Annotated in this window: 28 protein-coding genes; 19 read left to right on the top strand and 9 right to left on the bottom strand. The window is 56.0% G+C overall.

Translation table 11 applies throughout. From position 1 onward, the window contains the following. Positions 1-73: 73 nt before the first annotated feature. The 3 genes from NB069_RS16580 to trxC form a co-directional block, all read right to left on the bottom strand. Positions 74-2,737: a bifunctional acetate--CoA ligase family protein/GNAT family N-acetyltransferase gene (locus NB069_RS16580; RefSeq protein WP_250585307.1), complete on the bottom strand. Its 2,664-nt coding sequence runs from the start codon at positions 2,735-2,737 to the stop codon at positions 74-76. A 35-nt stretch (positions 2,738-2,772) separates the two neighbouring features. Then, positions 2,773-3,471 carry a tRNA-uridine aminocarboxypropyltransferase gene (gene tapT, locus NB069_RS16575; RefSeq protein WP_250585305.1) on the bottom strand — a complete coding sequence of 233 codons (699 nt, stop codon included), beginning with the start codon at positions 3,469-3,471 and terminating at the stop codon, positions 2,773-2,775. A gap of 71 nt (positions 3,472-3,542) precedes the next feature. Further along, positions 3,543-3,962, bottom strand: a complete 420-nt coding sequence (gene trxC / locus NB069_RS16570; RefSeq protein ID WP_250585304.1) for a thioredoxin TrxC — start codon at positions 3,960-3,962, stop codon at positions 3,543-3,545. 206 nt (positions 3,963-4,168) lie between these two features. Between trxC and NB069_RS16565 the strand changes: the two genes are divergently transcribed. Then, positions 4,169-5,269, top strand: a complete 1,101-nt coding sequence (locus tag NB069_RS16565; RefSeq protein ID WP_250585302.1) for a tRNA/rRNA methyltransferase — start codon at positions 4,169-4,171, stop codon at positions 5,267-5,269. A gap of 84 nt (positions 5,270-5,353) precedes the next feature. Here NB069_RS16565 and ung read toward each other — a convergent pair whose 3' ends face one another. Further along, on the bottom strand, positions 5,354-6,043 hold the full coding sequence (gene ung, locus NB069_RS16560; RefSeq protein ID WP_250585299.1) for a uracil-DNA glycosylase: 690 nt from the start codon (positions 6,041-6,043) through the stop codon (positions 5,354-5,356). 315 nt (positions 6,044-6,358) lie between these two features. On the opposite strand from ung, the gene grcA reads away from it, so the two are divergent. Further along, positions 6,359-6,742: an autonomous glycyl radical cofactor GrcA gene (grcA, locus tag NB069_RS16555; protein WP_250585297.1), complete on the top strand. Its 384-nt coding sequence runs from the start codon at positions 6,359-6,361 to the stop codon at positions 6,740-6,742. Positions 6,743-6,792: 50 nt separating this feature from the next. Here grcA and srmB read toward each other — a convergent pair whose 3' ends face one another. Next, complete coding sequence (gene srmB, locus NB069_RS16550; RefSeq protein ID WP_250585295.1) at positions 6,793-8,121, bottom strand: ATP-dependent RNA helicase SrmB; 1,329 nt, start codon at positions 8,119-8,121, stop codon at positions 6,793-6,795. A 132-nt stretch (positions 8,122-8,253) separates the two neighbouring features. Here srmB and trmN point away from each other — a divergent pair, with 132 nt between their 5' ends. Further along, positions 8,254-8,991: a tRNA(1)(Val) (adenine(37)-N(6))-methyltransferase TrmN gene (gene trmN, locus NB069_RS16545; RefSeq protein WP_250585294.1), complete on the top strand. Its 738-nt coding sequence runs from the start codon at positions 8,254-8,256 to the stop codon at positions 8,989-8,991. Here trmN and nadB read toward each other — a convergent pair. Next, a complete protein-coding gene (gene nadB, locus NB069_RS16540; protein WP_250585292.1) occupies positions 8,976-10,595 on the bottom strand; it encodes an L-aspartate oxidase in 1,620 nt (539 codons plus the stop codon). The two genes, trmN and nadB, sit on opposite strands and share 16 nt — an antisense overlap. A 358-nt stretch (positions 10,596-10,953) precedes the next feature. Between nadB and rseD the strand changes: the two genes are divergently transcribed. The 12 genes from rseD to acpS all read left to right on the top strand — a co-directional run bounded on the left by rseD (position 10,954) and on the right by acpS (position 20,375). Further along, positions 10,954-11,022 (top strand): rpoE leader peptide RseD, encoded by a 69-nt coding sequence (gene rseD / locus NB069_RS22555; RefSeq protein WP_231313890.1) that lies wholly within the window; start codon positions 10,954-10,956, stop codon positions 11,020-11,022. Then, positions 11,019-11,594 carry an RNA polymerase sigma factor RpoE gene (rpoE, locus tag NB069_RS16535; protein ID WP_032613187.1) on the top strand — a complete coding sequence of 192 codons (576 nt, stop codon included), beginning with the start codon at positions 11,019-11,021 and terminating at the stop codon, positions 11,592-11,594. Before rseD ends, rpoE begins: the two co-directional genes overlap by 4 nt. A 31-nt stretch (positions 11,595-11,625) precedes the next feature. Beyond that, positions 11,626-12,276 (top strand): anti-sigma-E factor RseA, encoded by a 651-nt coding sequence (gene rseA / locus NB069_RS16530; protein ID WP_039029767.1) that lies wholly within the window; start codon positions 11,626-11,628, stop codon positions 12,274-12,276. Then, positions 12,276-13,229, top strand: a complete 954-nt coding sequence (gene rseB, locus NB069_RS16525; protein WP_250585290.1) for a sigma-E factor regulatory protein RseB — start codon at positions 12,276-12,278, stop codon at positions 13,227-13,229. The genes rseA and rseB overlap by 1 nt, the downstream gene beginning before the upstream one ends. Beyond that, on the top strand, positions 13,226-13,702 hold the full coding sequence (gene rseC / locus NB069_RS16520; RefSeq protein ID WP_250585288.1) for a SoxR-reducing system protein RseC: 477 nt from the start codon (positions 13,226-13,228) through the stop codon (positions 13,700-13,702). Before rseB ends, rseC begins: the two co-directional genes overlap by 4 nt. A 183-nt stretch (positions 13,703-13,885) precedes the next feature. Beyond that, on the top strand, positions 13,886-15,685 hold the full coding sequence (gene lepA, locus NB069_RS16515) for a translation elongation factor 4 (protein WP_250585286.1): 1,800 nt from the start codon (positions 13,886-13,888) through the stop codon (positions 15,683-15,685). 16 nt (positions 15,686-15,701) lie between these two features. Beyond that, complete coding sequence (gene lepB, locus NB069_RS16510) at positions 15,702-16,676, top strand: signal peptidase I (protein WP_250585284.1); 975 nt, start codon at positions 15,702-15,704, stop codon at positions 16,674-16,676. Positions 16,677-16,899: 223 nt separating this feature from the next. Beyond that, entirely contained in the window at positions 16,900-17,580 is a 681-nt protein-coding gene (gene rnc / locus NB069_RS16505) for a ribonuclease III (RefSeq protein ID WP_032613175.1), read from the top strand. Then, entirely contained in the window at positions 17,577-18,482 is a 906-nt protein-coding gene (gene era / locus NB069_RS16500) for a GTPase Era (RefSeq protein WP_250585282.1), read from the top strand. The genes rnc and era overlap by 4 nt, the downstream gene beginning before the upstream one ends. A 15-nt stretch (positions 18,483-18,497) precedes the next feature. Then, complete coding sequence (recO, locus tag NB069_RS16495; RefSeq protein WP_250589533.1) at positions 18,498-19,205, top strand: DNA repair protein RecO; 708 nt, start codon at positions 18,498-18,500, stop codon at positions 19,203-19,205. 58 nt (positions 19,206-19,263) lie between these two features. Beyond that, complete coding sequence (pdxJ, locus tag NB069_RS16490) at positions 19,264-19,995, top strand: pyridoxine 5'-phosphate synthase (protein ID WP_250585280.1); 732 nt, start codon at positions 19,264-19,266, stop codon at positions 19,993-19,995. Then, entirely contained in the window at positions 19,995-20,375 is a 381-nt protein-coding gene (acpS, locus tag NB069_RS16485) for a holo-ACP synthase (RefSeq protein ID WP_250585278.1), read from the top strand. Before pdxJ ends, acpS begins: the two co-directional genes overlap by 1 nt. Here acpS and NB069_RS16480 read toward each other — a convergent pair. Both NB069_RS16480 and NB069_RS16475 read right to left on the bottom strand, forming a co-directional pair. Then, positions 20,372-20,632, bottom strand: coding sequence for a YfhL family 4Fe-4S dicluster ferredoxin (locus NB069_RS16480; RefSeq protein WP_039029757.1), 261 nt, complete (start codon positions 20,630-20,632; stop codon positions 20,372-20,374). The genes acpS and NB069_RS16480 overlap by 4 nt on opposite strands. Before the next feature lie 56 nt (positions 20,633-20,688). Beyond that, positions 20,689-21,537 (bottom strand): MurR/RpiR family transcriptional regulator, encoded by an 849-nt coding sequence (locus NB069_RS16475; protein WP_039029756.1) that lies wholly within the window; start codon positions 21,535-21,537, stop codon positions 20,689-20,691. Between the two features lie 117 nt (positions 21,538-21,654). On the opposite strand from NB069_RS16475, the gene murQ reads away from it, so the two are divergent. Genes murQ through tadA form a run of 4 tightly spaced genes read left to right on the top strand, consistent with a single transcriptional unit; the run spans position 21,655 to position 25,120 of the window. Next, on the top strand, positions 21,655-22,548 hold the full coding sequence (gene murQ / locus NB069_RS16470) for an N-acetylmuramic acid 6-phosphate etherase (RefSeq protein ID WP_250585276.1): 894 nt from the start codon (positions 21,655-21,657) through the stop codon (positions 22,546-22,548). Between the two features lie 10 nt (positions 22,549-22,558). Further along, a complete protein-coding gene (locus NB069_RS16465) occupies positions 22,559-23,911 on the top strand; it encodes a PTS transporter subunit EIIC (protein WP_250585274.1) in 1,353 nt (450 codons plus the stop codon). Between the two features lie 3 nt (positions 23,912-23,914). Continuing rightward, positions 23,915-24,550, top strand: coding sequence for a phosphatidylglycerophosphatase C (gene yfhb / locus NB069_RS16460; protein ID WP_250585272.1), 636 nt, complete (start codon positions 23,915-23,917; stop codon positions 24,548-24,550). Positions 24,551-24,580: 30 nt separating this feature from the next. Beyond that, a complete protein-coding gene (gene tadA, locus NB069_RS16455) occupies positions 24,581-25,120 on the top strand; it encodes a tRNA adenosine(34) deaminase TadA (protein ID WP_250585270.1) in 540 nt (179 codons plus the stop codon). Here the strand turns inward: tadA and mltF are convergent. Then, positions 25,008-26,558, bottom strand: coding sequence for a membrane-bound lytic murein transglycosylase MltF (mltF, locus tag NB069_RS16450; RefSeq protein ID WP_250585268.1), 1,551 nt, complete (start codon positions 26,556-26,558; stop codon positions 25,008-25,010). The two genes, tadA and mltF, sit on opposite strands and share 113 nt — an antisense overlap. Between the last annotated feature and the right edge of the window lie 176 nt (positions 26,559-26,734).

The following is a 26,734-nucleotide window of genomic DNA, read 5'->3' as shown; positions in this document are numbered from 1 at the left end:
TGTACTATGCAGACAACAGAAGCGGGCAATCATACCACCAGTGCCGTTTAAAGTGGTCAACATTTCCAGTACCTTACTCTTGTTTACCTGTCGGCATCAGCTGCAGGGTCAACCCGACGATCCCATCTTCAAGCTGAATATCAACGGTAAAGCCCAGTTTTCGTGCCAGGGCGATCATGCCGCGATTGTTAGGCATCGTAATGCCATTAAGGCGGATCAGTCCGTGATCGCGCGTGTAACCGATCAGCTTTTCGAGTAACCGTCTTCCAAGGCCCAGACCTTTCAGATCCGAGCGGACAAGCACCGCAAATTCCGCATCAACGTTATCCGGATCGGAGATGGCACGCGTGACGCCAAGGATTTCATCGCCCTCCTCAGTGCGCCGGACGGCAACAAAAGCCATTTCCCGATCGTAGTCGATCTGCGTCATATTGGCTAAATCTTCATGGGTAAATTCATTGATCTCGCTAAAGTAGCGGTAGTACAAATCTTCTTTGGTCACCTGGGCGATAAAGCGCTGAAGCTGTGGTTCATCTTCCGGCAGAATAGGGCGGAACAGCGACAGCTCGCCATTTTTCATCTCTACCCACTCTTCCAGCTGATGGGGATAAGGGCGGATAGCAAGCCGGCTTTCGCGATCGCCGGTAAAGGCGGCGACATCCATTGTGACATCCAGCGCCGTCAGCTCGCTGCCTGATACCAGCAAAGGGTGAATATCCAGACGCTGGATTTCCGGGCTGTCGACAATCAGGTTCGACACCTGCACCAGAAACTGGCTCAGGGCGGCGATATCCAGCGGGCGTAGGGCGCTGCGTCCGCGGATCTTTTTACTCTTGATAGCCTGGATCACCAGATAGCGCGCCAGATTCATGTTCAGCGGCGGCAGGGCCACAACCGCCTGCTCTTCTGGCCGCCACTCAACGCCCCCTTCGCCCAGCATAATTAGCGGGCCGAAGACCGGATCGTGCTCCACGACTACCCGCAGCTCCTGCGCGCCTGCACGGTTGGCCATGCTTTGCACCAGCAGACCGTGGATCCGCGCCTGAGGCCAGGTCATTTTGACGCGATCGATAATGGCGTCCGCCGCCTGCTGAACTTCCGCGGCCGTACGCAGATACAACATTACCCCCTGCACTTCAGATTTATGCGGGATATCAGGTGAACGCAGTTTCAGGGCAACCGGATAACCGATTTGTTCAGCAATATGCACCGCTTCTGCGCTGTCGCTGGCGATCCAGGTGGGCAGGGTATGCAGGCCATAGGCGGTGAGGATCGGCTGTACTTCATGGGTATCCAGCGAACGCGCGCCATCATCAATGGCACGCTGTAGCAGGTCGTGAGCGTGCCCCGTATCGGCCGTCAGATTCCCCGGCAGGGCGGGCGTCTCCCGCAGCTGTTTCTGATTTCGCCGGTACTCCACCATATGCATAAACGCGGTAATGGTGCCTTCAGGGGTGCGATAGGTGGGCAATCCCGCTTCGCTGAACAGGCGTCGCGCCTCCTGCGACGAAAATTCGCCGCACCAGTTGGTCAGAAGTGAAACGTATTTGCCACGAGGATGCTTTTTCACGGTATCAATCAGCGCACGCGCGCTTTCACTGCCCGGTGCCACGGCACTCGGTGAGTGAATGACCATCAGGGCATCAAAATCCTGGCTATCCAGCAGAATATTCAGAGCGCTGAGATAGCGCTCGCTGCTGGCATCGTCCCGTAAGTCAAGCGGGTTGCCGGGTTCCACGCCGGGCGGCAACGTCTCGCGCAGGCGCTGCAGGGTCTCTTCGCTGAGGGCGGCCAGCTTCCCGTTACGCAGCCAGAGTTCATCCAGCGCCAGCGCTGCCGGTGCAGCGCCATTGCTGATGATCATCAGGCGCTCACCCCGAAGCGGGCGCATATGGCTGAGCGTTTCGACTGCAGAAAAGAGTTCGTGAGTGTCCTGAACGCGCAGCAACCCCGCGCGCTGGATAGCGGCATCCCATGCCGGATCCATACCGGAATGCGAGTGTAAAAGACGCTGGGCGGCCGGGCTGCGTCCGCTTTTGATCACCAGGATCGGTTTGTTACGTGACGCGCTGCGGGCGGCCGAAACAAAGCGCCGCGCATCGCTGAGATGTTCAAGATAGAGCAGGATAGCGCTGGTTTTAGTGTCGCGCGCTAAAAAATCCAGCAGCTCATCCACATCAATATCCAGACCATCGCCCAGCGCAATGAAGTAAGAAAAGCCCATTTCGCGCTGCTGAGCCCAGTCGAGGATTGTATTGGAGACCGCAGCCGACTGGGAAATGAAGGCCAGCTTGCCTTTACGTATCGGAACGGGTGAAAAGCTGGCATTCAGCCCCTGCCAGGGGGCCAGCAGGCCCAGGCTGTTTGGCCCCAGCAGCCGCATCTGGTATTGCGTAGCGCAGGCCAACAGCTCCGCCTGCTGTTCAGGGGGCGAGGAGAGAATAATGCAGGTTTTGCAGCCCTTTTTCCCCAGCGCGTCAAGCAGCGCGATATTGCGTCTGGCATGGGTACAGAGCACCGCAAGATCGGGGATGAAGGGCAGGCTGTCCACGTCCTGCCAGGCAAGTACCCCTAATACCGCTTTATAGGCGGGGGTTACCGGCAGTATCGGGCCATTAAAGCCGCCAGCGAGCAGGTTACGCATCATCAGATAACCGGCGCGTTCGGGTTTCATCGACGCGCCAATTACGGCGATGGATTTAGGGCGGAGTAAGGCTTCTAGCCCGCGCTGGCTCATACAGGTCTCCTGAAAAGGCGAGTGACCTGATGATTTTAAACGCTTTCCGGCTCGGCCGCTGTGATGCTTCCCTTATGAATGGTTTTTCCCGCCAGATAGCGTTCGCGAAAACGCGAGAAATGATCGCCCAGCGCGCCCGCCGCCTCAACATCTCCCGCCAGATCCAGCAAGGCGATAGCCACTTCGGCAGTGCAGTACTGGCCTTCAGCATGGGCTTCACGTAACCGATAAGCTGAGACGCGAGACAAATCGACAGAGATCACCGGCAGGGCATCCAGATAGGGACTCTTGCGAAACATTTTACGCGCTTCGGTCCAGGTACCGTCCAGCATGATGAACAGCGGCGGCTTGCCGGATGAGGGCTTAGTTATCACCTGTCGCGTCTCTCCGGCGTAAGAAGCCGGGAAGACCACCATCGGTTGATAATCGGGGCTGGCAACCAGATCGAGCAGAGCCTGTGGCGGCTCGGTGCGTGACCACTGGAAGGCCAGGGTATCCGGTAAAATATCGGCGATTAGCCGTCCGGTGTTGCTGGGTTTCATCGGCTCGGTATCGAACATCACCAGGCAGAAGCGGCTTTCGGCATGGCTGGGGGTCAGGGTCGCGCACAGGCACTGTTTAAGCGGGAGCAGGCAACGCTGACAGCGACGAATGCGGTTACCACGGGCAAGAAAAGGGCGAGTCGCACGCGCCAGGCGTTCGGCGCGCAGTTGCAGAACGGCGTTATCAGTCATGGGGGAGAGCGCAGAAAAAACGCCATTCTCGCAGAGGCGAGAGCGGGGCACAAGTTACGTGCCCCGGAAAATCAGAGGGATTCGTTCAGCCAGCTGTCAAAGGGCGCTTTAGGTACGGCACCGTTCAACATATCGACGACTTCACCATTTTTGAAAATCATGATGGTCGGAATACTGCGAATGCGGAAACGGGAGCTCAGTTCACGTTCGGCTTCGGTATTCACTTTCACGAAACGCATTTTACCGCTACGCTCTTCAGCGACATCTTCAAAGATCGGCGCAAAGTTACGGCACGGGCCGCACCATGGCGCCCAGAAGTCGACAACAACCGGCAGATCATCCTTCAGCAGTTTATCCAGAGTTGCGCCGGTAGCATTAATTACGTCACCATCGAACAATTCATGACCGCAGCGTCCGCATTTTGCTCCATCATCAATTCGATCATCCGGAATGCGGTTAAGAGCCTGGCAGTTGGCACATACGGTATTCATAACTAACCTCAGGTAGTGCAGGGGGACAAAGCGGCAAAATGCCGGTTATGTTTCTAAGATGTTACATATTATCATCGACCCTGTTTGAAACGACAACGCGTTTTATTCAATGAGAACAATAGTCACAGGCTTTTATACGAAGTAATGGCTATGCGCCGGGACATCGGGTAATCTGCGCGCTTCGCGCAGCGCTGGTGGAGAAAAGCATGAACGACGAACTGAAAAACAAAAGCGGCAAGGTCAAAGTGATGTATGTCCGCAGTGATGATGACTCTGATAAACGCACCGAAAATCCGCGTACCGGAAAGGGTGGCGGGCGTCCAGGGCCATCTCGTGCAGACGGTGGCCGTCGCCCCGCCCGCGATGAGAGAACCAGCCGCGGTGATGACCGCAAACGCGACGATCGTAAACGTGACGACCGCAAGCGTGACGATTTCAAACGCGACGACTTTAACCGCGACGCCTCACCGTGGCGCACCGTTTCCCGCGCGCCGGGCGATGAGTCTAAGGCGCCTGTCGATCACGGCAGCATGGCCGGTAAAACGGTTATCGATCCGGAAGTGATCCGCCGTCAGCGTGCGGAAGAGACGCGCGTCTATGGCGAAAACGCCTGCCAGGCCCTGTTCCAGAGCCGTCCCGATTGCATCGTGCGCGCCTGGTTTATCCAGAGCGTGACGCCGCGTTTCAAAGAAGCGCTGCGCTGGATGGCGGCCAATCGCAAAGCCTACCACGTGGTAGACGACGCTGAGATCACCAAAGCGTCCGGCACCGAGCATCATGGCGGCGTCTGCTTCCTGATTAAAAAACGTAACGGTACCACCGTTAAGCAGTGGGTCAGCCAGGCTGACGAAGATGACTGCGTGCTGGCCCTGGAAGATGTAGGCAACCCGCACAACCTCGGCGCCATGATGCGCAGCTGCGCCCATTTTGGCGTCAAAGGTGTTCTGTTACAGGATGCTGCTCTGCTGGAATCCGGTGCGGCAATCCGTACGGCAGAAGGTGGCGCGGAGCACGTTCAACCGATTACCGGTGACAGTGTTCTGGAAGCGATTGAGCAGTTCCGTAAAGCGGGCTACGCCATTGTGACCACCTCCAGCCACAAAGGCACGACGCCGCTGTTCAAAGCGACACTGCCGCGTAAGATGGTGCTGGTGCTGGGGCAGGAGCGTGATGGTCTGTCTGATGCGGCACTGTCCAGCGCCGATCTGAGCGTTTCTATCGATGGTACCGGCAATGTCGAGAGCCTCAACGTATCCGTTGCGACCGGCGTTCTGCTGGCGGAGTGGTGGCGTCAGAATAAAGCGTAATTTCGCTGTGTTCGTAGGCCGGGTAAGGCGAAGCCGCCACCCGGCAATAGGCCCGGAGACTACCCTTACCGGGCCTACATATCTCTACTCGCTTTCAGCCGGTAATTCCGGCATCCAGTCAATCGGCTTCTCGCCCTGTTTTTCCAGCCACTCATTCGCCAGCACAAAATGATTGCAGCCAAAAAAGCCGCGATGCGCGGACAGCGGTGACGGGTGCGGTGCTTTCAGTACGTGATGGCGCTGAGTATCAATAATCGCCCCTTTCTTCTGCGCGTGCGATCCCCAAAGTAAAAACACCACGCCTTCCCGGTGCTGGTTAATCAGGCTAATAACTTTATCCGTAAACGTCTCCCAACCAAGACTGGCATGGGAATGGGCCTGCCCGGCGCGAACCGTTAATACGGTGTTGAGAAGCAGTACACCCTGACGCGCCCAGCTTTCCAGATAACCATGTGCAGGCCGGGTAAAACCGGGAATGGAGGCTTCGAGTTCTTTATACATGTTCAGCAGGGAAGGGGGAATGCCAACGCCTGGGCGCACGGAAAACGCCAGACCGTGTGCCTGACCCGGTCCGTGATAGGGATCCTGACCCAGGATCACCACTTTGACATCAGCGAGCTCGGTAAAACGAAAGGCGTTAAATACATCTTTCTGAGGCGGATAGATGGTGATGCCGTCCTGACGTTCGGCGGCAACCGTGTTCAGGGTATTAACGAAGTAAGGCTGTTTCTTTTCATCGGCCAGTACATCGTGCCAGGTTAAAGGTGTTGTCATCTCGCTCTCCTGCGAATTTTCTCTCTCCCTAGCTTAACCGCTTATGCCGGGGGAGCAAAATTGACCGAGGAGAATACGCTATGATGCTGAAAAATATTTAAAAATGACGAGATTATTTGAAAGCAGAGTTGGGTGAAAATTGATATAAAACAATTATGTCTGTTTATTTCCCTGTTGCTGGTGGGGTTTTTGTTGATTTAAGTCAAGGAATGACGGGGGCTTGACTGATATATATACACTCAAGCAACAATGGTTTTACCAATTGCCCTGACGAACGGGGCGACACCCAATATTGTAGTTTAAGGGAGACATTACATGATTACTGGTATCCAGATTACTAAAGCTGCAAACGACGACCTGCTGAACTCTTTCTGGCTGCTGGACAGCGAAAAAGGTGAAGCGCGCTGCGTATGCGCAAAAGCAGGCTTTGCTGAAGATGAAGTTGTTCAGGTTAATGCATTGGGCGAGATCGTGTATCGCGAAATCCCGATGGAAATCAAACCAGAAGTCCGCGTTGAAGGCGGTCAGCATCTGAACGTTAACGTGCTGCGTCGTGAAACGCTGGAAGATGCCGTTAAGCATCCGGAAAAATATCCGCAGCTGACCATCCGTGTTTCTGGTTATGCCGTACGCTTCAACTCCCTGACTCCAGAACAGCAGCGCGACGTTATTGCCCGTACCTTTACCGCCAGCCTGTAATCTTTTCCAGAGTACAAATAAAAAAAGCCGGGTTTTAACCCGGCTTTTCTTTACTCTTCTTTCTGCGTCACTGGCGCGCTGCCAGCAGGCTTACGACGCTTGCCAACGTTTTTGGTATCACGGTGGCGTTGCTTCACGCGCGGTTTCTCTTTTTCTTTCGCCTTTTTCTCGGCACGTTTAGCGAGCACTTTCTTGGACGGTTTACCCGTCATTTTTTCGCTTGGCGCACGGGTAGTCGGGCGCAGTTCATCAATTACGCGGGCTTTCAACGGCTCTTCAACGTAACGGCCAATTTTCTGCAGCAGCAGATGGTCATGCGCTTCAACCAGCGAAATGGCGGTACCTTTACGACCGGCACGACCGGTGCGGCCGATACGGTGCAGATAGGTATCCGCGGTGCGCGGCAGATCGAAGTTGAACACGTGGCTGACATCAGGGATATCAATACCGCGCGCCGCGACGTCAGTCGCAACCAGCACGTTAACGCGGCCATCGGTCAGACGTTTAATGGCTTCGTTACGCTTAATCTGCACCATCTCACCTTCGAGATAGCAGTTATTGATACCCGCTTCACGCAGCCAGGTTGCCAGCTCATGCACACGCTCGCGCTTGCGTACAAAGACGATAGAACGCGTGGCTTCCGGCTGTTTCAGCAGGTGGATCAGCAGCGCTGTTTTATGCTCAATGTCATCGGCACGGTAGTACCACTGATGGATCTTCTTGCGTTCGCGCGTGGACGGGGTGGCAGACACCTCAACCGGATCTTCCAGCAGACGCTCGGCAAAATCTTTAATCGCATCGCCTTCCAGCGTCGCAGAGAAGAGCAGGGTCTGCTTGCGCCAGCGGGTTTCACCGGCAATATGTTCGATATCCTGCGCAAAGCCCATATCCAGCATACGGTCGGCTTCATCGAGGATCAGCGTTTCGACCGCACGGCAGTCGAAATTCTCTTCTTTAATGTATTGCAGCAGACGCCCGGTCGTCGCGACGACGATATCCTGGTTCTCACTGAACACTTCGGCGTGGTTCATATAGGCCACGCCGCCGGTAATGGTTGCGATATCCAGGTGGGTGTTCTTCGCCAGCTCACGCGCGTGATCGGCAACCTGCATCGCCAGTTCACGGGTCGGGGTGAGGATCAGAATACGCGGCGGACCTGATTTTTTACGCGGAAAATCCAGCAGATGCTGCAACGCAGGCAGCAAATAGGCTGCCGTTTTACCCGTGCCGGTTGGCGCTGAACCGAGCACGTCACGGCCCTCCAGTGCAGGCGGAATAGCCGCTTCCTGAATAGCGGTCGGGCGTGTAAAGCCTTTTTCCTGGAGCGCGTCCAGAAGGCTTTCGTCGAGTTCAAGTTCGGAAAATGTCGTTACAGTCATGTTCTACCTCTGTGTGGGGCGCTGATTATAGACGTTACGGCTGCAATCTTCATCTGTTTGTGTGGATATCCCTTTTCCGTCGTTACGCTTTCACCTATGCTACACCCGTTTCATTTTGAAGGTTGCTCTGACATGTCTCAACTCAAAGCGCAGCTGCGCCGCGATGGTTTTACTTTTAAGCAGTTCTTTGTCGCTCACGATCGCTGTGCAATGAAAGTTGGCACTGATGGCATTTTACTGGGGGCATGGGCACCGGTAGCTGGCGTAAAACGTATTCTCGACATTGGCAGCGGCAGTGGATTGCTTGCCCTGATGCTGGCGCAGCGCACTGAGCAGGCGGTCACCCTTGATGCGGTGGAGCTGGAGCCTCAGGCGGCTGAGCAGGCAGCCGAAAACGTGGCCGAATCCCCCTGGGCTTCGCGCATATCACTTCATTGTGCGGATGTTCTTGCCTGGGCGCCAGAGCAAACGGCCCGCTATGACTTAATCGTCAGTAACCCTCCTTATTATGAACCTGGCGTCGGGTGCGCCACGCCGCAGCGAGAGCAGGCGCGGTATACCGGTTCGCTCGATCATAGCGCGCTGTTAACCTGTGCGGCCGGGCTGATCTCCGAAGAGGGGTTTTTCTGCGTGGTATTACCGGAAAGCGCGGGCAGCGCATTTATTGCCAGTGCGCTGGAGATGGGTTGGTTTTTGCGCCTGCGCACCGATATCGCGGAAACCGACGGCAGGCTGCCACACCGGGTACTGCTGGCGCTGTCGCCGAAAGAGGGAGAGTGCTTCAGCGACAGGCTGGTGATCCGTGGGCCAGATCAGCGTTATTCCGATGACTACACGGCGCTGACCCACCCCTTCTATTTATTTATGTGAGCCAGCGGCGAGAGCACGGACGGCCCGGAATCTTCACGTTGCTCCGGGTAGTCGAGGGTATAATGCAGACCGCGGCTCTCTTTACGCATCATTGCGCAGCGCACAATCAGCTCCGCCACCTGGACCAGGTTACGTAATTCCAGCAGATTATTGGATACGCGGAAGTGGGCGTAATACTCGTCAATTTCCTGCTGAAGCATAGTAATACGGCGCAGGGCGCGTTCCAGACGTTTAGTCGTGCGCACAATCCCGACGTAATCCCACATAAAGAGGCGCAGCTCGTGCCAGTTGTGCTGGATCACCACCAGTTCATCCGGATTTTCCACACGGCTCTCATCCCAGGGTGGCAGATTTTCTGCCTGGCGGGCGTAAGGCATACGTTTGGCGATATCCTCCGCCGCCGACCAGCCGTACACAAGACACTCCAGAAGAGAGTTCGAGGCCATGCGGTTTGCGCCATGCAGACCGGTGTAACTCACTTCGCCGATAGCATACAGCCCGTCGACATCGGTCCGGCCATGATCGTCGACCATCACGCCGCCGCAGGTATAGTGCGCCGCAGGCACCACAGGCATCGGCTCTTTGGTGATGTCGATGCCGAGTCCCAGCAGTTTTTCATAGATGGTCGGGAAGTGCTGGCGCACAAAGTCTGCGGGTTTATGGCTGATGTCCAGATACATACAATCCACGCCGAGGCGCTTCATCTCATGGTCAATGGCGCGGGCAACAACGTCACGCGGAGCCAGTTCGCCGCGCTCGTCGAAGTCCTGCATAAAGCGAGTGCCGTCCGGGCGTTTTAAGTGCGCCCCTTCGCCGCGTAACGCTTCGGTCAGTAAAAAGTTACGTGCCTGGGGATGGTATAAGGCGGTGGGATGGAACTGGTTGAATTCCAGATTGGCAACGCGGCAGCCCGCGCGCCAGGCCATGGCAATGCCGTCGCCTGAAGAAATATCCGGGTTAGTGGTGTACTGATACACCTTAGAGGCTCCCCCGGTCGCCAGTACCACCGATTTTGCGCGACAGGTTTCTACCTTCTCTTTATTTCGGTTCCAGACCCAGGCACCGACGACACGGCGCGTCCCCGGCAGACCGATCTTGTCGGAGATGATCAAATCTACCGCATTGCTGCGTTCCAGCACCTGAATGTTTGGATGGTTTAACGCCTGGCTGACCAGCGTCGTTTCGACTTCCTTACCGGTAGCATCGGCTGCATGCAGGATCCGGCGATGGCTGTGTCCACCCTCACGCGTCAGGTGATAGCTCTCTTCTCCGTTCGGCTGAACGTGCGTATCGAACAGCACGCCCTGATCGATGAGCCACTGCACGCAGTGTCGGGCATTGCTGGCGACAAACTCTGCAGCGTGTCTGTCCACAATCCCGCCGCCTGCAATCAGGGTATCTTCCACATGGGAGTCGATACTGTCAGTTTCATCAAACACTGCGGCAATTCCGCCCTGGGCATAGAAGGTAGAGCCTTCACTGACAGGACCTTTGCTGAGGACAATCACTTTCTGGTGTGGGGCGAGTCGCAGCGCCAGTGAAAGGCCGGCTGCACCGCTGCCGATAATCAGTACGTCACAGGAGAGTTCGGAAATTGCGTTCATGATGTGTGTTTAATTTACTAAACAGTGTTTAGTCAGCATAGCACCTGAATGCGATGAATCGCACGTATTTTTTTAATGTTGGTTGCAATGGCTAAACAGGACCCGGGAAGAGGGGAGCGTTAAAAAATGCCAAAATATTTTGCGAAGCAGATCGTTAGCTTCAGATTTTGTGGTGAAATAAAGCCCGTCTTGCGTTACCCTGCAAGCGGGAAAATACCATTTCTTATCAGAAACTGGGTGCGTATCGTTATCAGACTTATAATGATAGAAAATGAACGGTCTGCGACGTGATTAACAAAAACAAAGGCGTGACGGAACTATTTAAAGAAAAGACCCTCAAAGCAACTGCTTGCTCACAGTGCAGTGTTTGGAGTGGCGTTTCGATAACGCGTGGATTTTAGGTTTGGGGAGACATTACCTCGGATGAGCGAGCAGTTAACGGACCAGATTCTGGTTGAACGGGTCCAGAAGGGAGATCAGAAAGCCTTTAACCTACTGGTGGTGCGCTACCAGCATAAGGTGGCGAGTCTGGTGTCCCGCTATGTACCTTCAGGAGATGTTCCTGATGTGGTGCAAGAGTCTTTCATTAAGGCCTATCGCGCGCTGGAATCTTTCCGGGGGGATAGTGCTTTTTATACCTGGCTGTATCGTATTGCCGTCAATACGGCGAAGAACTACCTCGTCGCTCAGGGCCGTCGTCCGCCTTCAAGCGATGTGGACGCTATCGACGCAGAGAATTTTGAAAGCGGCGGTGCGTTGAAAGAAATTTCGAACCCTGAGAACTTAATGTTGTCAGAAGAACTGAGACAAATAGTTTTTCGCACCATCGAGTCGCTCCCGGAAGATTTACGCATGGCAATTACGTTGCGGGAGTTAGATGGCCTGAGCTATGAAGAGATAGCCGCTATCATGGATTGCCCGGTCGGTACGGTTCGTTCACGGATATTTCGTGCGCGAGAAGCTATTGATAATAAAGTTCAACCGCTAATCAGGCGTTGACGATAGCGGGATACTGGAAAAGGTATTAGGCATGCAGAAAGAACAACTTTCCGCTTTAATGGATGGTGAAACGCTGGACAGTGAGATGCTCAACGAGCTCTCTCGCTCTCCTGAGATGCAAAAAACCTGGGAGAGTTATCATCTCATTCGCGATACCCTGCGCGGCGATACCAGCGATGTCCTTCATTTTGATATCTCAGCTCGCGTAATGGCGGCCATTGAGAATGAACCTGTTTCTCAGGCCACTCCGCTGATCCCTGAAGCCCAACCTGCACCGCACCTGTGGCAGAAGATGCCGTTCTGGAACAAAGTGCGTCCCTGGGCGAGTCAATTGACTCAAATGGGAGTGGCTGCTTGCGTATCGCTTGCAGTTATTGTTGGTGTCCAGCACTATAACACTCAATCTGAAGTGAGCCAGCAACCAGAAGCGCCGGTGTTTAACACACTGCCGATGATGGGCAAAGCCAGCCCGGTAAGCCTGGGTATTCCTTCTGATGCATCGGCAGGCGCCGGTCAGCAGCAGCAGGTTCAGGAGCAGCGCCGTCGCATCAATGCGATGTTGCAGGACTATGAATTGCAGCGTCGTCTGCATTCCGAGCAGCTTCAGTTTGAACAGGCGCAAACACAGCAGGCTGCTGTGCAAGTGCCAGGAAACCAAACTTTAGGAACGCAATCGCAGTAATGAAGCAACTTTGGTGCGCCATGTCTCTGATGGCGGGTAGCCTGTTGTTCACTGTCAACGCCTCGGCTGATGTATCGTCCGGGGCGTTGTTGCAGCAAATGAACCAGGCCAGCCAGTCACTCAACTACGAGCTGTCTTTTATCAGTATCAATAAGCAAGGTGTGGAGTCTTTACGCTACCGCCATGCCCGTCTTGATAAACAGCCGCTTGCCCAGCTTTTGCAGATGGACGGCCCGCGTCGCGAAGTCGTGCAGCGTGGCAATGAAATCAGCTATTTTGAGCCGGGTCTCGAGCCCTTTACGCTGAACGGCGATTACATCGTTGATTCTCTGCCTTCGCTCATCTATACCGATTTCAAACGTCTGTCTCCTTACTACGATTTTATTTCCGTAGGACGTACCCGTATTGCCGACCGGCTCTGCGAAGTTCTGCGTGTGGTCGCCAGAGACGGAACGCGTTACAGCTATATCGTCTGGATGGATGCAGAGACCAAGCTGCCAATGCGGGTCGATCTGCTGGATCGCGATGGCGAGACCCTGGAGCAGTTCCGGGTGATCTCCTTCACCATTGACGATCAGGTCGGAAACAGCATGCAGAATCTGGCGAAAGCCAACCTGCCGCCGCTGCTCTCCGTTCCGGCTGGCGATCCTGTCAATTTCAACTGGGCACCAGACTGGATCCCGCAGGGCTTCAGCGAAGTTTCCAGTAGTCGACGCCAGCTACCGACCATTGATACTCCGGTTGAATCCCGGCTCTATTCCGACGGATTGTTCAGCTTCTCGGTGAACATTAACCGGGCAACGCCGGTCAGTGCCGATCAGATGCTGCGCACCGGTCGTCGCACCGTCAGTACCACGGTACGTGATAACGCTGAGATAACCATTGTGGGTGAACTGCCGCCGCAAACGGCTAAGCGTATCGCCGACAGTATTAAATTCAGGGCTGCGCAATGATCAAAGAGTGGGCAACTGTCGTTTCATGGCAGAAGGGCGTCGCGCTGGTCAGCTGTGATGTTAAAGCATCCTGTAACAGCTGCGCCTCCCGCGCCGGTTGCGGAAGCCGTGTGCTGAATAAACTCGGGCCGCAGACCTCACACACCATCAGCGTGCCCTGCGCAGAGCCGCTGGTCGAAGGTCAGAAAGTTGAACTGGGGATCGCCGAAGGCAGCCTGCTTGGTTCGGCTATGCTGGTGTATCTCTCGCCGCTGGTGGGACTGTTTGCCCTGGGCGGTCTGTTCCAGGTGCTGTTTGCTACCGATCTGGCTGCCATGTGTGGCGCAGCGCTGGGTGGAGTGGGCGGCTTTTTACTGGCCCGCGGCTTTTCATCAAGGCTTGCGGTGCGTGAAGAGTGGCAGCCCGTTATTCTTAGCGTCGGATTGCCGCCCGATCAGCTTCGCGTCGAAACGCTCTCTTCTGAAGCCCGGTGATGTACCGGGCTTTGTTATATTTACATCTCATAAAAGAAAACCCCGGACCTTCGCGCTAAGCTTGCTGGAAGAGCATTTCCTGGCGGAGGAGATGTAGTGTAGAATGCTGCGTTTTCGCACTGAAAAACGTCAGGCTAAGAACAGCGGCCTCCAGGAATTCGTAAGGCATAATTATTTAACTATATGAAGAACATACGTAACTTTTCGATCATTGCTCACATTGACCACGGTAAGTCGACGCTGTCTGACCGTATTATCCAGATTTGCGGTGGCCTGTCTGATCGTGAAATGGCAGCCCAGGTTCTGGACTCCATGGACCTGGAACGCGAACGCGGTATTACCATTAAAGCGCAGAGCGTTACGCTCGACTATAAAGCGTCTGACGGTGAAACCTATCAACTTAACTTTATCGACACCCCGGGCCACGTTGACTTCTCCTACGAAGTTTCCCGTTCGCTGGCGGCCTGCGAAGGGGCGCTGCTGGTGGTTGATGCCGGGCAGGGCGTAGAAGCCCAGACCCTGGCGAACTGCTATACCGCGATGGAAATGGATCTCGAAGTGGTGCCGGTTCTGAACAAAATTGACCTGCCAGCCGCCGATCCTGAGCGCGTAGCGGAAGAGATTGAAGATATCGTCGGCATCGACGCGACCGATGCCGTGCGCTGCTCGGCGAAAACCGGCGTGGGCGTGACCGATGTTCTGGAACGTCTGGTACGCGACATCCCGGCGCCGGAAGGCGACGCCGATGCTCCGCTGCAGGCGTTAATCATCGACTCCTGGTTCGATAACTATCTCGGGGTTGTCTCGCTGGTGCGTATCAAAAACGGCACCATGCGTAAAGGCGACAAGATTAAAGTGATGAGCACCGGACAGGTCTATAACGCAGACCGTCTGGGGATCTTCACGCCAAAACAGGTCGACCGTACCGAGCTGAAATGCGGCGAGGTAGGTTGGCTGGTTTGTGCCATTAAAGACATCCTCGGTGCGCCAGTGGGCGATACCCTGACGGGTGCCCGTAACCCGGCAGAGAAAGCGCTGCCAGGCTTCAAAAAGGTGAAACCGCAGGTTTATGCGGGCCTGTTCCCGGTCAGCTCTGATGATTACGAGAACTTCCGTGATGCGCTGGGCAAACTGAGCCTGAACGATGCTTCCCTGTTCTATGAGCCAGAAAGCTCGACGGCGCTGGGCTTCGGCTTCCGCTGCGGCTTCCTCGGCCTTCTGCACATGGAGATCATCCAGGAGCGTCTGGAGCGTGAATACGATCTGGATCTGATCACCACGGCACCAACGGTAGTCTACGAAGTCGAAACCACGTCCAAAGAGGTTATCTACGTCGACAGCCCGTCCAAGCTGCCGCCGCTGAATAATATCCATGAATTACGCGAGCCAATCGCTGAGTGTCACATGCTGCTGCCGCAGGAGTTCCTCGGTAACGTCATCACGTTGTGTATCGAAAAACGTGGCGTGCAGACCAACATGGTGTACCACGGGAACCAGGTCGCTCTGACCTATGAAATCCCGATGGCGGAAGTGGTGCTCGACTTCTTCGACCGTCTGAAGTCTACGTCCCGTGGTTATGCGTCGCTGGATTACAACTTCAAGCGCTTCCAGGCCTCTAACATGGTGCGTGTGGACGTGCTGATCAACAGCGAGCGTGTTGATGCGCTGGCGCTGATCACCCACAACGACAATGCCCCGTATCGTGGTCGTGAACTGGTCGAGAAGATGAAAGAGCTCATCCCACGCCAGCAGTTCGACATTGCGATTCAGGCGGCCATTGGTAACCACATCATTGCCCGTTCTACGGTGAAACAGTTACGTAAAAACGTTCTGGCAAAATGCTATGGCGGTGACGTGAGCCGTAAGAAAAAGCTGCTCCAGAAGCAGAAAGAAGGTAAGAAACGTATGAAGCAGGTCGGTAACGTTGAGCTGCCGCAGGAAGCGTTCCTCGCCATTCTGCACGTGGGTAAAGACGGAAAATAATCCTTAAGGAGTTGGCATGGCGAACATGTTTGCCCTGATCCTGGTGATTGCCACCCTGGTGACGGGGCTGTTGTGGTGTCTGGATAAGTTTATTTTTGCTCCGAAACGTCGCGAACGTCAGGCCGTTGCACAGACGGCCACGGGCGATCAGCTGGATGCGAAAACCCTGAAGAAAGTCAGCCCTAAGCCGGGCTGGCTGGAAACGGGCGCCTCGGTCTTTCCGGTGCTGGCCATCGTGCTGGTGGTGCGTTCGTTCATCTATGAACCTTTCCAGATCCCATCCGGTTCGATGATGCCAACGCTGCTGATCGGGGATTTCATTCTGGTAGAGAAGTTTGCTTACGGCATCAAAGATCCGATCTACCAGAAAACGCTGATCGAAACCGGTCACCCTAAACGCGGCGATATCGTGGTGTTTAAATATCCGGACGATCCTCGTCTGGATTACATCAAACGCACCGTTGGCGTACCGGGTGATAAGGTGACCTATAATCCGGTGTCCAAAGAGGTGACGGTTCAGCCTGGCTGCAGTTCCGGTACCGCTTGTGGCAGCGCATTACCGGTGACCTATTCCGGCGTTGAGCCAAGCGACTTCGTGCAGACGTTTGCCCGTCGCAACGGCGGCGAAGCAACCAGCGGATTCTTCCAGCTGCCGAAAGGCGAGACCAAAGAGAACGGTATTCGTCTGAACGAGCGGAAAGAGACGCTGGGCGATGTCACACACCGTATTCTGACCGTCTCCATCGCTCAGGATCAGTTGGGCATGTACTATCAGCAGCAGGGGCAACAGCTGGCGACCTGGATCGTACCGCCGGGACATTACTTCATGATGGGTGATAACCGCGATAACAGCGCGGACAGCCGTTACTGGGGCTTTGTACCGGAAGCGAATCTGGTCGGTAAAGCCACCACCATCTGGATGAGCTTTGAGAAACAGGAAGGCGAATGGCCAACCGGCGTACGGTTAAATCGTATTGGCGGCATCCATTAATTCCTGATAAATGAGTGCGTAGCCTCTTTAATTAGGGGCTACGTGAATTATTTAACTGATAAATCTCTTCAGACTAACGACAACCCCTGTCGTTGCGTATAGAATATTCCCCCGAAGTTTAAGGTTGGCGCTAATTCAGTGCCACGGCACACGAAACCGCGTTGGCTTGTTCAGGTCGGTTTCGTGTGCTGCATTTTTGACGCATTTATTCTATTGGTATCGCATGAACCCCATCGTAATTAATCGGCTTCAACGGAAGCTGGGCTACACTTTTCAGCATCAGGAGTTGTTGCAACAGGCATTAACCCATCGCAGTGCCAGCAGCAAACACAATGAGCGACTCGAATTCCTGGGCGACTCCATTTTAAGTTTTGTTATTGCCAATGCGCTTTATCACCGTTTCCCGCGTGTGGACGAAGGTGATATGAGCCGTATGCGTGCAACGCTGGTACGTGGCAATACGCTTGCCGAAATTGCCCGTGAATTTGAACTGGGTGAATGTCTGCGACTCGGGCCTGGCGAACTGAAAAGCGGCGGCTTCCGTCGTGAATCTATTCTCGCGGATACCGTCGAAGCGTTAATCGGTGGCGTTTTCCTCGACAGCGATATCCAGACGGTCGAACAGCTGATCCTCAACTGGTATCAGTCGCGTCTGGATGAAATCAGCCCGGGTGATAAACAGAAAGATCCAAAAACCCGTTTGCAGGAGTACCTGCAGGGTCGCCATCTGCCGCTGCCATCCTATCTGGTGGTGCAGGTTCGTGGCGAAGCACACGATCAGGAATTTACCATCCATTGCCAGGTCAGTGGCCTGAGTGAACCGGTGGTTGGCACAGGTTCAAGCCGTCGCAAGGCGGAACAGGCTGCCGCCGAACAGGCGTTAAAAATGCTGGAGCTGGAATGAGCGAAGAAAAAAGTTACTGTGGGTTTATTGCCATCGTCGGACGTCCGAACGTGGGCAAATCAACCCTGCTGAATAATCTGCTGGGGCAGAAAATCTCCATCACCTCCCGTAAGGCGCAGACCACCCGTCACCGTATTGTCGGTATCCATACCGAAGGGGCGTATCAGGCGATTTATGTCGATACCCCGGGTCTGCATATGGAAGAGAAACGCGCCATCAACCGTCTGATGAACAAGGCGGCGAGCAGCTCTATCGGCGACGTTGAGCTGGTCATTTTCGTGGTCGAAGGCACCCGCTGGACGCCAGACGACGAGATGGTGCTGAACAAGTTGCGCGACGGTAAAACGCCGGTGATCCTCGCGGTCAACAAAGTTGACAACGTGCAGGAAAAAGCTGACCTGCTGCCGCATCTGCAGTGGCTGGGCAGCCAGATGAACTTCCTCGACATCGTCCCGCTCTCTGCCGAGACCGGTCTGAACGTCGACACCATCGCGGGTATCGTGCGTAAGCATCTGCCGGAAGCGATTCACCACTTCCCGGAAGAGTACGTCACCGACCGTTCTCAGCGTTTTATGGCGTCTGAAATCATCCGTGAAAAGCTGATGCGTTTCCTCGGCGCTGAACTGCCGTACTCGGTAACCGTGGAAATCGAGCGTTTCCAGTCTAACGAGCGCGGCGGATACGACATCAACGGGCTGATCCTCGTTGAGCGCGAAGGGCAGAAGAAGATGGTGATTGGCAATAAAGGGGCCAAAATCAAAACCATCGGTATCGAGGCCCGTAAGGATATGCAGGAGATGTTTGAAGCCCCGGTTCACCTGGAACTGTGGGTGAAAGTGAAATCTGGCTGGGCCGATGATGAGCGTGCTCTGCGCAGCCTCGGTTACGGCGAAGACCAATAACTCAAGACGAGTATGATGGAAGGTTGGCAGCGCGCCTTCGTTCTCCATAGTCGCCCCTGGAGCGAAACCAGCCTGATGCTGGACGTCTTCACGGAAGAGTCAGGCCGCGTGCGCCTTGTTGCCAAAGGCGCACGTTCAAAACGTTCTAATCTGAAGGGCGCTCTGCAGCCTTTCACCCCGCTGCTGGTCCGCTTTGGCGGGCGTGGGGAAGTGAAAACCCTGCGCAGTGCTGAAGCCGTCTCTCTGGCGCTCCCCCTCTCTGGTATTACGCTGTACAGCGGTCTGTATGTTAACGAGCTCATTACGCGCGTACTTGAACATGAGACCCGCTTCTCTGAACTCTTTTTCGACTATCTGCACTGTCTCCAGGCGCTGGCGGGCATCACGGGATCGCCGGAACCAACGCTGCGCCGGTTTGAGCTGGCGTTGCTCGGACATCTGGGGTACGGCGTTGATTTTCTGCACTGTGCGGGCACCGGTGAGCCGGTCGAAGACGCCATGACCTACCGTTATCGTGAAGAGAAGGGCTTTATCGCCAGCGTGGTCATCGACAACAATACCTTCACCGGGCGGGATCTTCGGGCGCTGGCTGAACGCGAATTTCCTGACGTCAGCACCCTTCGGGCGGCAAAACGCTTTACCCGTATTGCGCTCAAGCCGTATCTTGGTGGCAAGCCCTTAAAGAGCCGCGAATTATTCCGGCAGTTTATGCCGAAGCGTTAACGTATGTCCCCCTCCCTGTAAAAGGGGGAAGCGAACCAAAAGAAAACCGAGGATTGTCATGGCTGAATTACTCTTAGGCGTCAACATTGACCACATTGCCACGCTGCGCAATGCACGCGGTACTGCATATCCTGATCCGGTCCAGGCGGCCTTTATCGCCGAACAGGCGGGGGCCGATGGCATTACCGTGCACCTGCGCGAAGATCGCCGTCATATCACCGATCGCGACGTGCGCATCCTGCGTCAGACCCTGGACACCCGCATGAATCTGGAGATGGCGGTCACCGAAGAGATGCTGGCGATTGCCGTTGAGACGAAACCGCATTTCTGCTGCCTGGTGCCGGAAAAGCGCCAGGAAGTGACCACCGAAGGTGGGCTGGATGTGGCCGGTCAGCTGGATAAAATGCGTGATGCCTGCAAACGCCTGGCCGATGCCGGGATCCTCGTGTCGCTGTTTATTGATGCCGATGAAGCGCAGATCAAAGCCGCAGCCGACGTGGGTGCGCCGTTCATTGAGATTCACACCGGCTGCTACGCCGATGCCGAAGACGAAGCCACTCAGGCCAAAGAGCGCGATCGCATCGCCAAAGCGGCAACCTATGCGGCCGGTCTCGGCCTGAAGGTGAATGCCGGTCACGGTCTGACCTACCACAACGTCAAAGCCATTGCGGCGATCCCGGAGATGCACGAGCTGAACATCGGCCATGCGATTATCGGTCGCGCGGTGATGAGCGGCCTGAAAGAGGCGGTGGCTGAGATGAAACGCCTGATGCAGGAAGCCCGCAAGTAATGGCTATCCTTGGCTTAGGCACGGATATCGTTGAGATCGCCCGTATTGAAGCGGTGATTGCCCGGAGCGGCGATCGCCTTGCCCGTCGGGTGCTCAGCGATAACGAGTGGGCCATCTGGGAAACGCACCAGCAACCGGTGCGTTTTCTTGCCAAACGCTTTGCGGTGAAGGAGGCGGCGGCAAAAGCCTTCGGCACCGGGATCCGCAACGGTCTGGCATTCAATCAGTTTGAAGTGTTTAACGATGAGCTGGGCAAACCACGCCTCAGGCTGTGGGGCGAGGCGTTAAAGCTGGCGGAAAAGCTGGGTGTGGTGCATATGCATGTCACGCTGGCGGATGAGCGCCATTACGCCTGCGCTACGGTGATCGTCGAAAGTTAAATCTTATCGGCGTGGTGCATCAGCACGAACTTATCCCACAGCTGCTCTTCCGATTCAGGATGTGCCGGATCTTTCAGGATAGTATTGGGGATCGGGCACACCTTCTGGCAGGTTGGCGTCTCATAATGGCCAATGCACTCGGTGCAACGGTCGCTGTTAATCTCGTAAATGCTCTCTCCCATAGAGATTGCCTGGTTAGGGCATTCGGGTTCGCACATATCGCAATTGATGCATTTTTTGGTGATTAACAGCGCCATCAGGAAATTCTCAGAAACAACACAAACAGGGCGGGCATTATACGCTCATTCCCTGCTCAAACCAGTTTTTTTACCAGGGCCTCACTGTGGCGAATGCGTTCCGGGGCGTGCTCCAGATCCTGCTGAACCAGCGCCATAAACAGCAGATCGGTCAGCATCATCTGGGCGCTGGTGGACGAGATCGCCGCGCTGCGGGTGGCCTGCTCTTCGGCAATGGTGTACAGACAGCGCGTGGCCCGCTGCTGTAGCGCATTGGGGGTAAAGCCGGTTATCGCCAGAATTTTACCGCCCACGCGCAGCGCTTCATCGGCGGCCAGGTTGATCTCGCGACGCTCCCCGGAGTAGGAGAGGGCCAGCAGCAGATCGTCAGGCTCCATCGCCTGCACGGTGGCCAGCAGGGCGTGCATATCCTGCTCGACAATTGCAATCACGCCGATTTTATTCAGCTTCCAGCCAAAGTTGCGCGCCACCAGCCCGGAGGCGCCGATACCGGTGAGGATCACCCGTCTCGCCGCGCGCAGCATGGCCACGCTCTCCAGCAGTTTCTCTTCGCTGTTAACGTCGAGGGTGGCGTGCATCGCCGCCACGTTCTCTTTGATCAGCTTTTCGCCTACCAGTCGCATCGGATCGTCGCCGCGGATCTGGTTATGGACCGGCATGGATTGCGGATTCGGGTTGCTGGCCAGCGCCTCGCTGAGCGCCAGTTTTAATGCCGGAAAACCTTTAAAACCGATCTTCTGGGCGAATTTCACCACGCTGGACTGGCTCACTCCCGCCTCGCTTGCCAGCTGCTGGGAGCTTAAATGGCGGGCGCGATCGGGCTGAGAGAGTAAAAAATCCGCGAGTTTTTTATCGCTCTGGGCAAAACCCGCGTAGCGCTGGCGGATACGAATTAAACAGTTCATACGGACTCCTGGCGAAATGTGATGACTGCAGCAATTGCGAATACTGCTCGCCTGAATGAATTTTATATTCCATTATAATGTGTCTATTATGAATTAAAAATTCTTGAGGTACAAAAAATGAATCTCGGCTCACTGGTATCAGAATCCCGCAACCCACAAACCCTGGACCTGGACGCACTCTCCACACTTGACCTTGTTCATCGCTTTAACCAACAGGATACGCTGGTCGCGCAGGCAGTGAAAGAGACATTGCCCGAGGTGGCAAAAGCCGTGGATGCCGCTGCAGACGCGCTGAAAGCAGGCGGGCGCATCATCTATATGGGCGCAGGCACCAGCGGACGCCTGGGAGTGCTGGATGCCTCTGAGTGCCCACCGACCTTTGGCGTGCCGCATGGCCTGGTGATCGGCCTGATTGCCGGTGGTCCTGGGGCGCTGCTGAAAGCGGTGGAAGGGGCTGAGGACAGCAAACAGCTCGGTGAGGACGATCTCAAAGCCCTCAACCTGACCGCACAGGATCTGGTGGTCGGTCTCGCAGCTTCCGGGCGCACGCCGTATGTGATTGGCGGCCTGGAGTATGCCAACCAGACCGGCTGCACCACCGTGGCCATCTCCTGTAATCCAGGCTCACCCATTGCCCAGGTGGCGACGATCGCCATCTCGCCGGTGGTGGGCCCGGAGGCGTTAACCGGCTCCACCCGCCTGAAATCCGGCACGGCGCAAAAGCTGGTGCTGAACATGATCTCCACCGGGGCGATGGTGAAGTTCGGCAAGGTCTACCAGAACCTGATGGTGGACATGAAAGCCACTAACGTGAAGCTCATCGACCGGGCGTGCCGCATGGTGGTCGAAGCCACGGGGACCTCCCGCGAAGAGGCGGAACAGGTTCTGCACCAGACCGGGTATGACGTCAAACCGGCCATTCTGATGATCTTAAGCGGGCTGGATGCCGAGGCGGCGCGCGCCAGGCTTGATGCCCATCAGGGATTCTTACGTGCGGCATTAGAAAACTAAAGAGGCGTACATGGAAAAAACAGCAGCGCTCGCCAGCGGTATTCTTGCGGGGATCGGCGGAGAGAAAAATATACTGCGTCTGGAAAACTGCATGACGCGGGTACGGGTGGAAGTTCAGGATGACGACAAGCTCGATTTGGCGCGGCTGAAAAAACTGCCCGGCGTCAGCGGCTATGTTAAGCAGGGGGAGCAGCATCAGCTGATTGTTGGCCCCGGCAAGGCCGCGCAAGTGGTGGACGCCATGCGTTCGCTGATGGGCGGGGCGGCGATCGATGATGCCGAACGCACTAAGGCGCAGGCCAGGGCCAGATATAAAGCCCCGATGAGCGATGCGCTGCGCCTGCTGGCTAACGTCTTTATTCCGATTATTCCGGCGTTTATTGCCTCGGGGCTGATCACCGGGATTATCAATATTCTCAAACGGCCGGACATTGTCGGGGATTTTGCGACGCACTATCCAAACCTGCTCGGGATCCTCGGCATTTTCGGCAGCGCGGTTTTCGCCATCATGAACATTCTGGTCGGGGTGAATACCGCCAAAGTGTTTGGCGGCTCGCTGGCAATGGGTGGGGTAATGGCCGGCATTCTCTCCAGCCCGCAGCTGGCGCAGATCACCCTGTTTGGTGAAGCGCTGCAGCCGGGGCGCGGCGGGGTGATTGCCGTGCTGCTGGTGGTGGTGCTGATGTGCTGGATCGAGAAAAAGCTGCGCAACGCCCTGCCGGGCTCGCTGGAGCTGATCCTCAACCCGCTGCTGACCACCCTTATCACCGGCAGCATTGCGATTATCGCCCTGCAGCCGCTGGGTGGCTGGATCTCTGAGTCCATTGCTCACGGTGCCTCCTGGGCTATCGATCGCGGTGGTTTCCTGGTGGGCGCGGTGCTATCGGGCACCTTCCTGCCGCTGGTGCTGACGGGGTTACACCAGGGTCTGGTGCCGATCCACGTTGAGCTGGTACAGGCTCACGGCTATAACGCCCTGCTGCCTATTCTGGCGATGGCCGGGGTGGGGCAGATCGGCGCGGCGATTGCGGTGCTGATGAAAACGCGCAATGCGCGCCTGAAAAAGGTGATCAAAGGGGCGCTGCCGGTCGGGCTGCTGGGCATTGGCGAGCCGCTGATCTTCGGCGTCACCCTGCCGCTGGGCAAGCCCTTTATCGGTGCCTGTCTGGGGGGCGCGATCGGCGGGGCGCTGATCAGTTACTGGAAAGTGGCTACCGTGATTACCTTTGGAATTTCCGGTTTACCCCTGGCATTAACCATCGTGACCGGAAAAGTCATGCTCTATCTGTTAGGCTATCTGGTAGCGGTGATCGCCGGGTTCCTGTTTACCTGGCTGTTAGGGTTCAACGATCCAGAGGAGTAAGGTTTGGCAAATAACGAGCGTCGCGTTGTCTTTTTTGATCTGGACGGAACGCTGCATCAGCAGGATATGTTCGGTACCTTTATGCGCTATTTACTGCGCCGACAGCCCCTGAATGCCCTGCTCGTATTGCCTCTGCTACCCATCGTGGGCTGCGCGCTGCTGGTGAAAGGGCGCGCCGCCCGCTGGCCGATGAGCCTGCTGCTGTGGGGCTGCACCTTCGGCCATAGCGAAGCCCGGCTGAAACAGCTGGAGAAAGAGTTTGTCAGCTGGTTTCGCGAGCATGTTACCGCGTTTCCGGTGGTGCAGGATCGGCTGACAAATTACCTGGACGCCAACGATGCCGATATCTGGCTGATCACCGGCTCGCCGCAGTCGCTGGTGGAGCAGGTCTATTTTGATACCCCCTGGCTGCCGCGCGTCAACCTGATCGCCACCCAGACTGGCCGCGCCTGGGGCGGCTGGGTGCTGACCATGCGCTGCCTCGGTCACGAGAAGGTGGTGCAGCTGGAGAAAAAAATCGGCACTCCGCTGCGACTCTACAGCGGCTACAGCGACAGCAAACAGGACAACCCGCTGCTCTACTTCTGCCAGCACCGCTGGCGGGTCACGCCGATGGGCGAACTTCAGCAACTGGAATGATTTTGTGATTATGCATAGCGGGTGTGTATAATGCGCCCGCTTTTCAGACTGGAGTATGCTGCGTTGTCCGACCCTGAACTCAATCATGAATACTGGATGCGCCACGCGCTCCAGCTTGCCCAACGCGCCTGGGATGAAGGCGAAGTCCCGGTCGGTGCCGTGCTGGTGCACAACAATCAGGTGATTGGCGAGGGCTGGAATCGCCCGATTGGTCGCCATGATCCCACCGCCCATGCTGAAATTATGGCTTTACGCCAGGGCGGGCTGGTGCTGCAAAACTACCGCCTGCTGGATACCACCCTGTATGTCACCCTCGAACCCTGCGTCATGTGCTCCGGGGCAATGATCCACAGCCGGATCGGCACGGTGGTGTATGGCGCGCGGGATGAAAAAACCGGCGCGGCAGGTTCGCTGCTGGATGTGCTTAGTCACCCTGGCATGAATCATCAGGTCAAGGTTATTGGAGAGGTGCTGGCACCAGCGTGTTCGGCGATGCTAAGTGACTTCTTTCGAATGCGGCGTCAGCAGAAAAAGCAGCAAAAGGCAGAATCGAAGCTATCGGCTGAGTAAGCTCATCCGGTGATACCACCGGATACGCCTGCGCCAGCTGCTGCTCCGCCTGCGCCTCTTTCTCTTTTTCTATCAGATACCCCACCAGGCTTATCTGGTATTTGCGGATATTCTCTACGTAGGCGTACGCCTCATGGCCACGGGCGTAGCCATAGGTTAACTTGTTATAATACGGCTTCTGGCTCAGCAGCGGCAGGCGCTGCTTTACGTCTGACCAGCTGTCGGGATTCCCTTTGGTCTTCGCCGTCAGCGCGCGGGCGTCGATCATATGGGCATACCCCATGTTATAGGCCGCCAGCGCGAACCAGATCCGCTCCTCTTCCGGCACGCTCTCCGGCACTTTAGCCATCATATCCTGCAGGTAGCGCGCGCCGCCGCTAATGCTCTGCTCGGCATCGGTACGGTCCGTCAGGCCCAGGCTCTGGGCGGTGTTTTTGGTCAGCATCATCAGGCCGCGCACCCCGGTTGGCGAGGTGGCCTGCGCATCCCAGTGGGATTCCTGATACGAAATAGCGGCCAGCAGTCGCCAGTCAATCTCCTGAGCGTACTTCTCAAACAGCGGTTTCAGCTCCGGCAGAACGTTATCCACCGCCCGCAGGAAGCTGCGGGTATCGACATAGTCGAAATCGCCGCCATGGCCGAGGTACTTCTCTTCCAGACGCGCCAGAGTGCCATCCTCATTCATCCCATTGAAGAAATCGAGCATCGCGGCGGAGAGCGTCTGATCAGCGTCGAGCGGGCTGAACCAGGTGACAGGCTGCTCGTCGGTGACGTCCAGCGCCACGGCCAGCTCCGGATGGACGCGCTGGAACAGGCTGATGGCAACCGAGTCGGCGATGGTGTAGGGCAGTTTCCCGTCCGTCACCTGCTGCAGCAGCGCCGTGGTGCCCAGCTTCGGATCGACCTTCCAGCTGAGATTGGGGTATTTTTTCTCTTTCAGCGCCTGCAGATCGTTAATCGCCACATGCCCGGGGGCGATGGTGAGCTGCTCGGCGGTAAGGTTGGCAAGGGTGCGCGGTCGCAGGCTGCCCACGCGATAGACCAGCTGCTGGGAAACAGAGTAATAGGTAGGACCGGGCTGATAGTTTTTGCTGCGCTCGCTGTTATAGACAAGGCCCGCGGCCAGCATGTCGGCATTGCCATTATCGAGGTCGTCAAAAAGCTGGCTGATGTTCTGGCGGACCGTCACTTTCAGCTTCACACCCAGGTAGTCGGCAAAATGCTGCGCCAGTTCGTAATCCAGCCCAATGACTTTATCGTTTATCGAACTGTAGGTGAGGGGGGAGACGACGGTACTGACGCGCAGCACCCCCCGCGCCTGGATGGCGGCGATGCGATTTTCGGCTTTACCGAACCAGGGGATTGATGGCCACAGGGCCGCTGCCAGCAGCAGGGTGACGATGCCGATGAACAGATAATTGATCTTTAATTTTTTCAATAAGTTGATTCTATATGCTGTGTATTATTTTGGTTAGTATGGGCCACAGTTAAAGCAAGTCTTACCAAAGATTCCGCGGCATTTTGCGCAAAGTTACGCCACTTGGCAACTTATTAGCAGGTGCCGCAACATTTGTTGCTAAATGGCAACGACGATTTTATTACGACGCAAACGGT

Source organism: Leclercia adecarboxylata (assembly GCF_023639785.1).
Lineage (GTDB): Bacteria > Pseudomonadota > Gammaproteobacteria > Enterobacterales > Enterobacteriaceae > Enterobacter > Enterobacter adecarboxylatus_D.
Note: the sequence above shows the minus strand (reverse complement) of the source record. Positions and strands in the feature narration are given on the sequence as shown.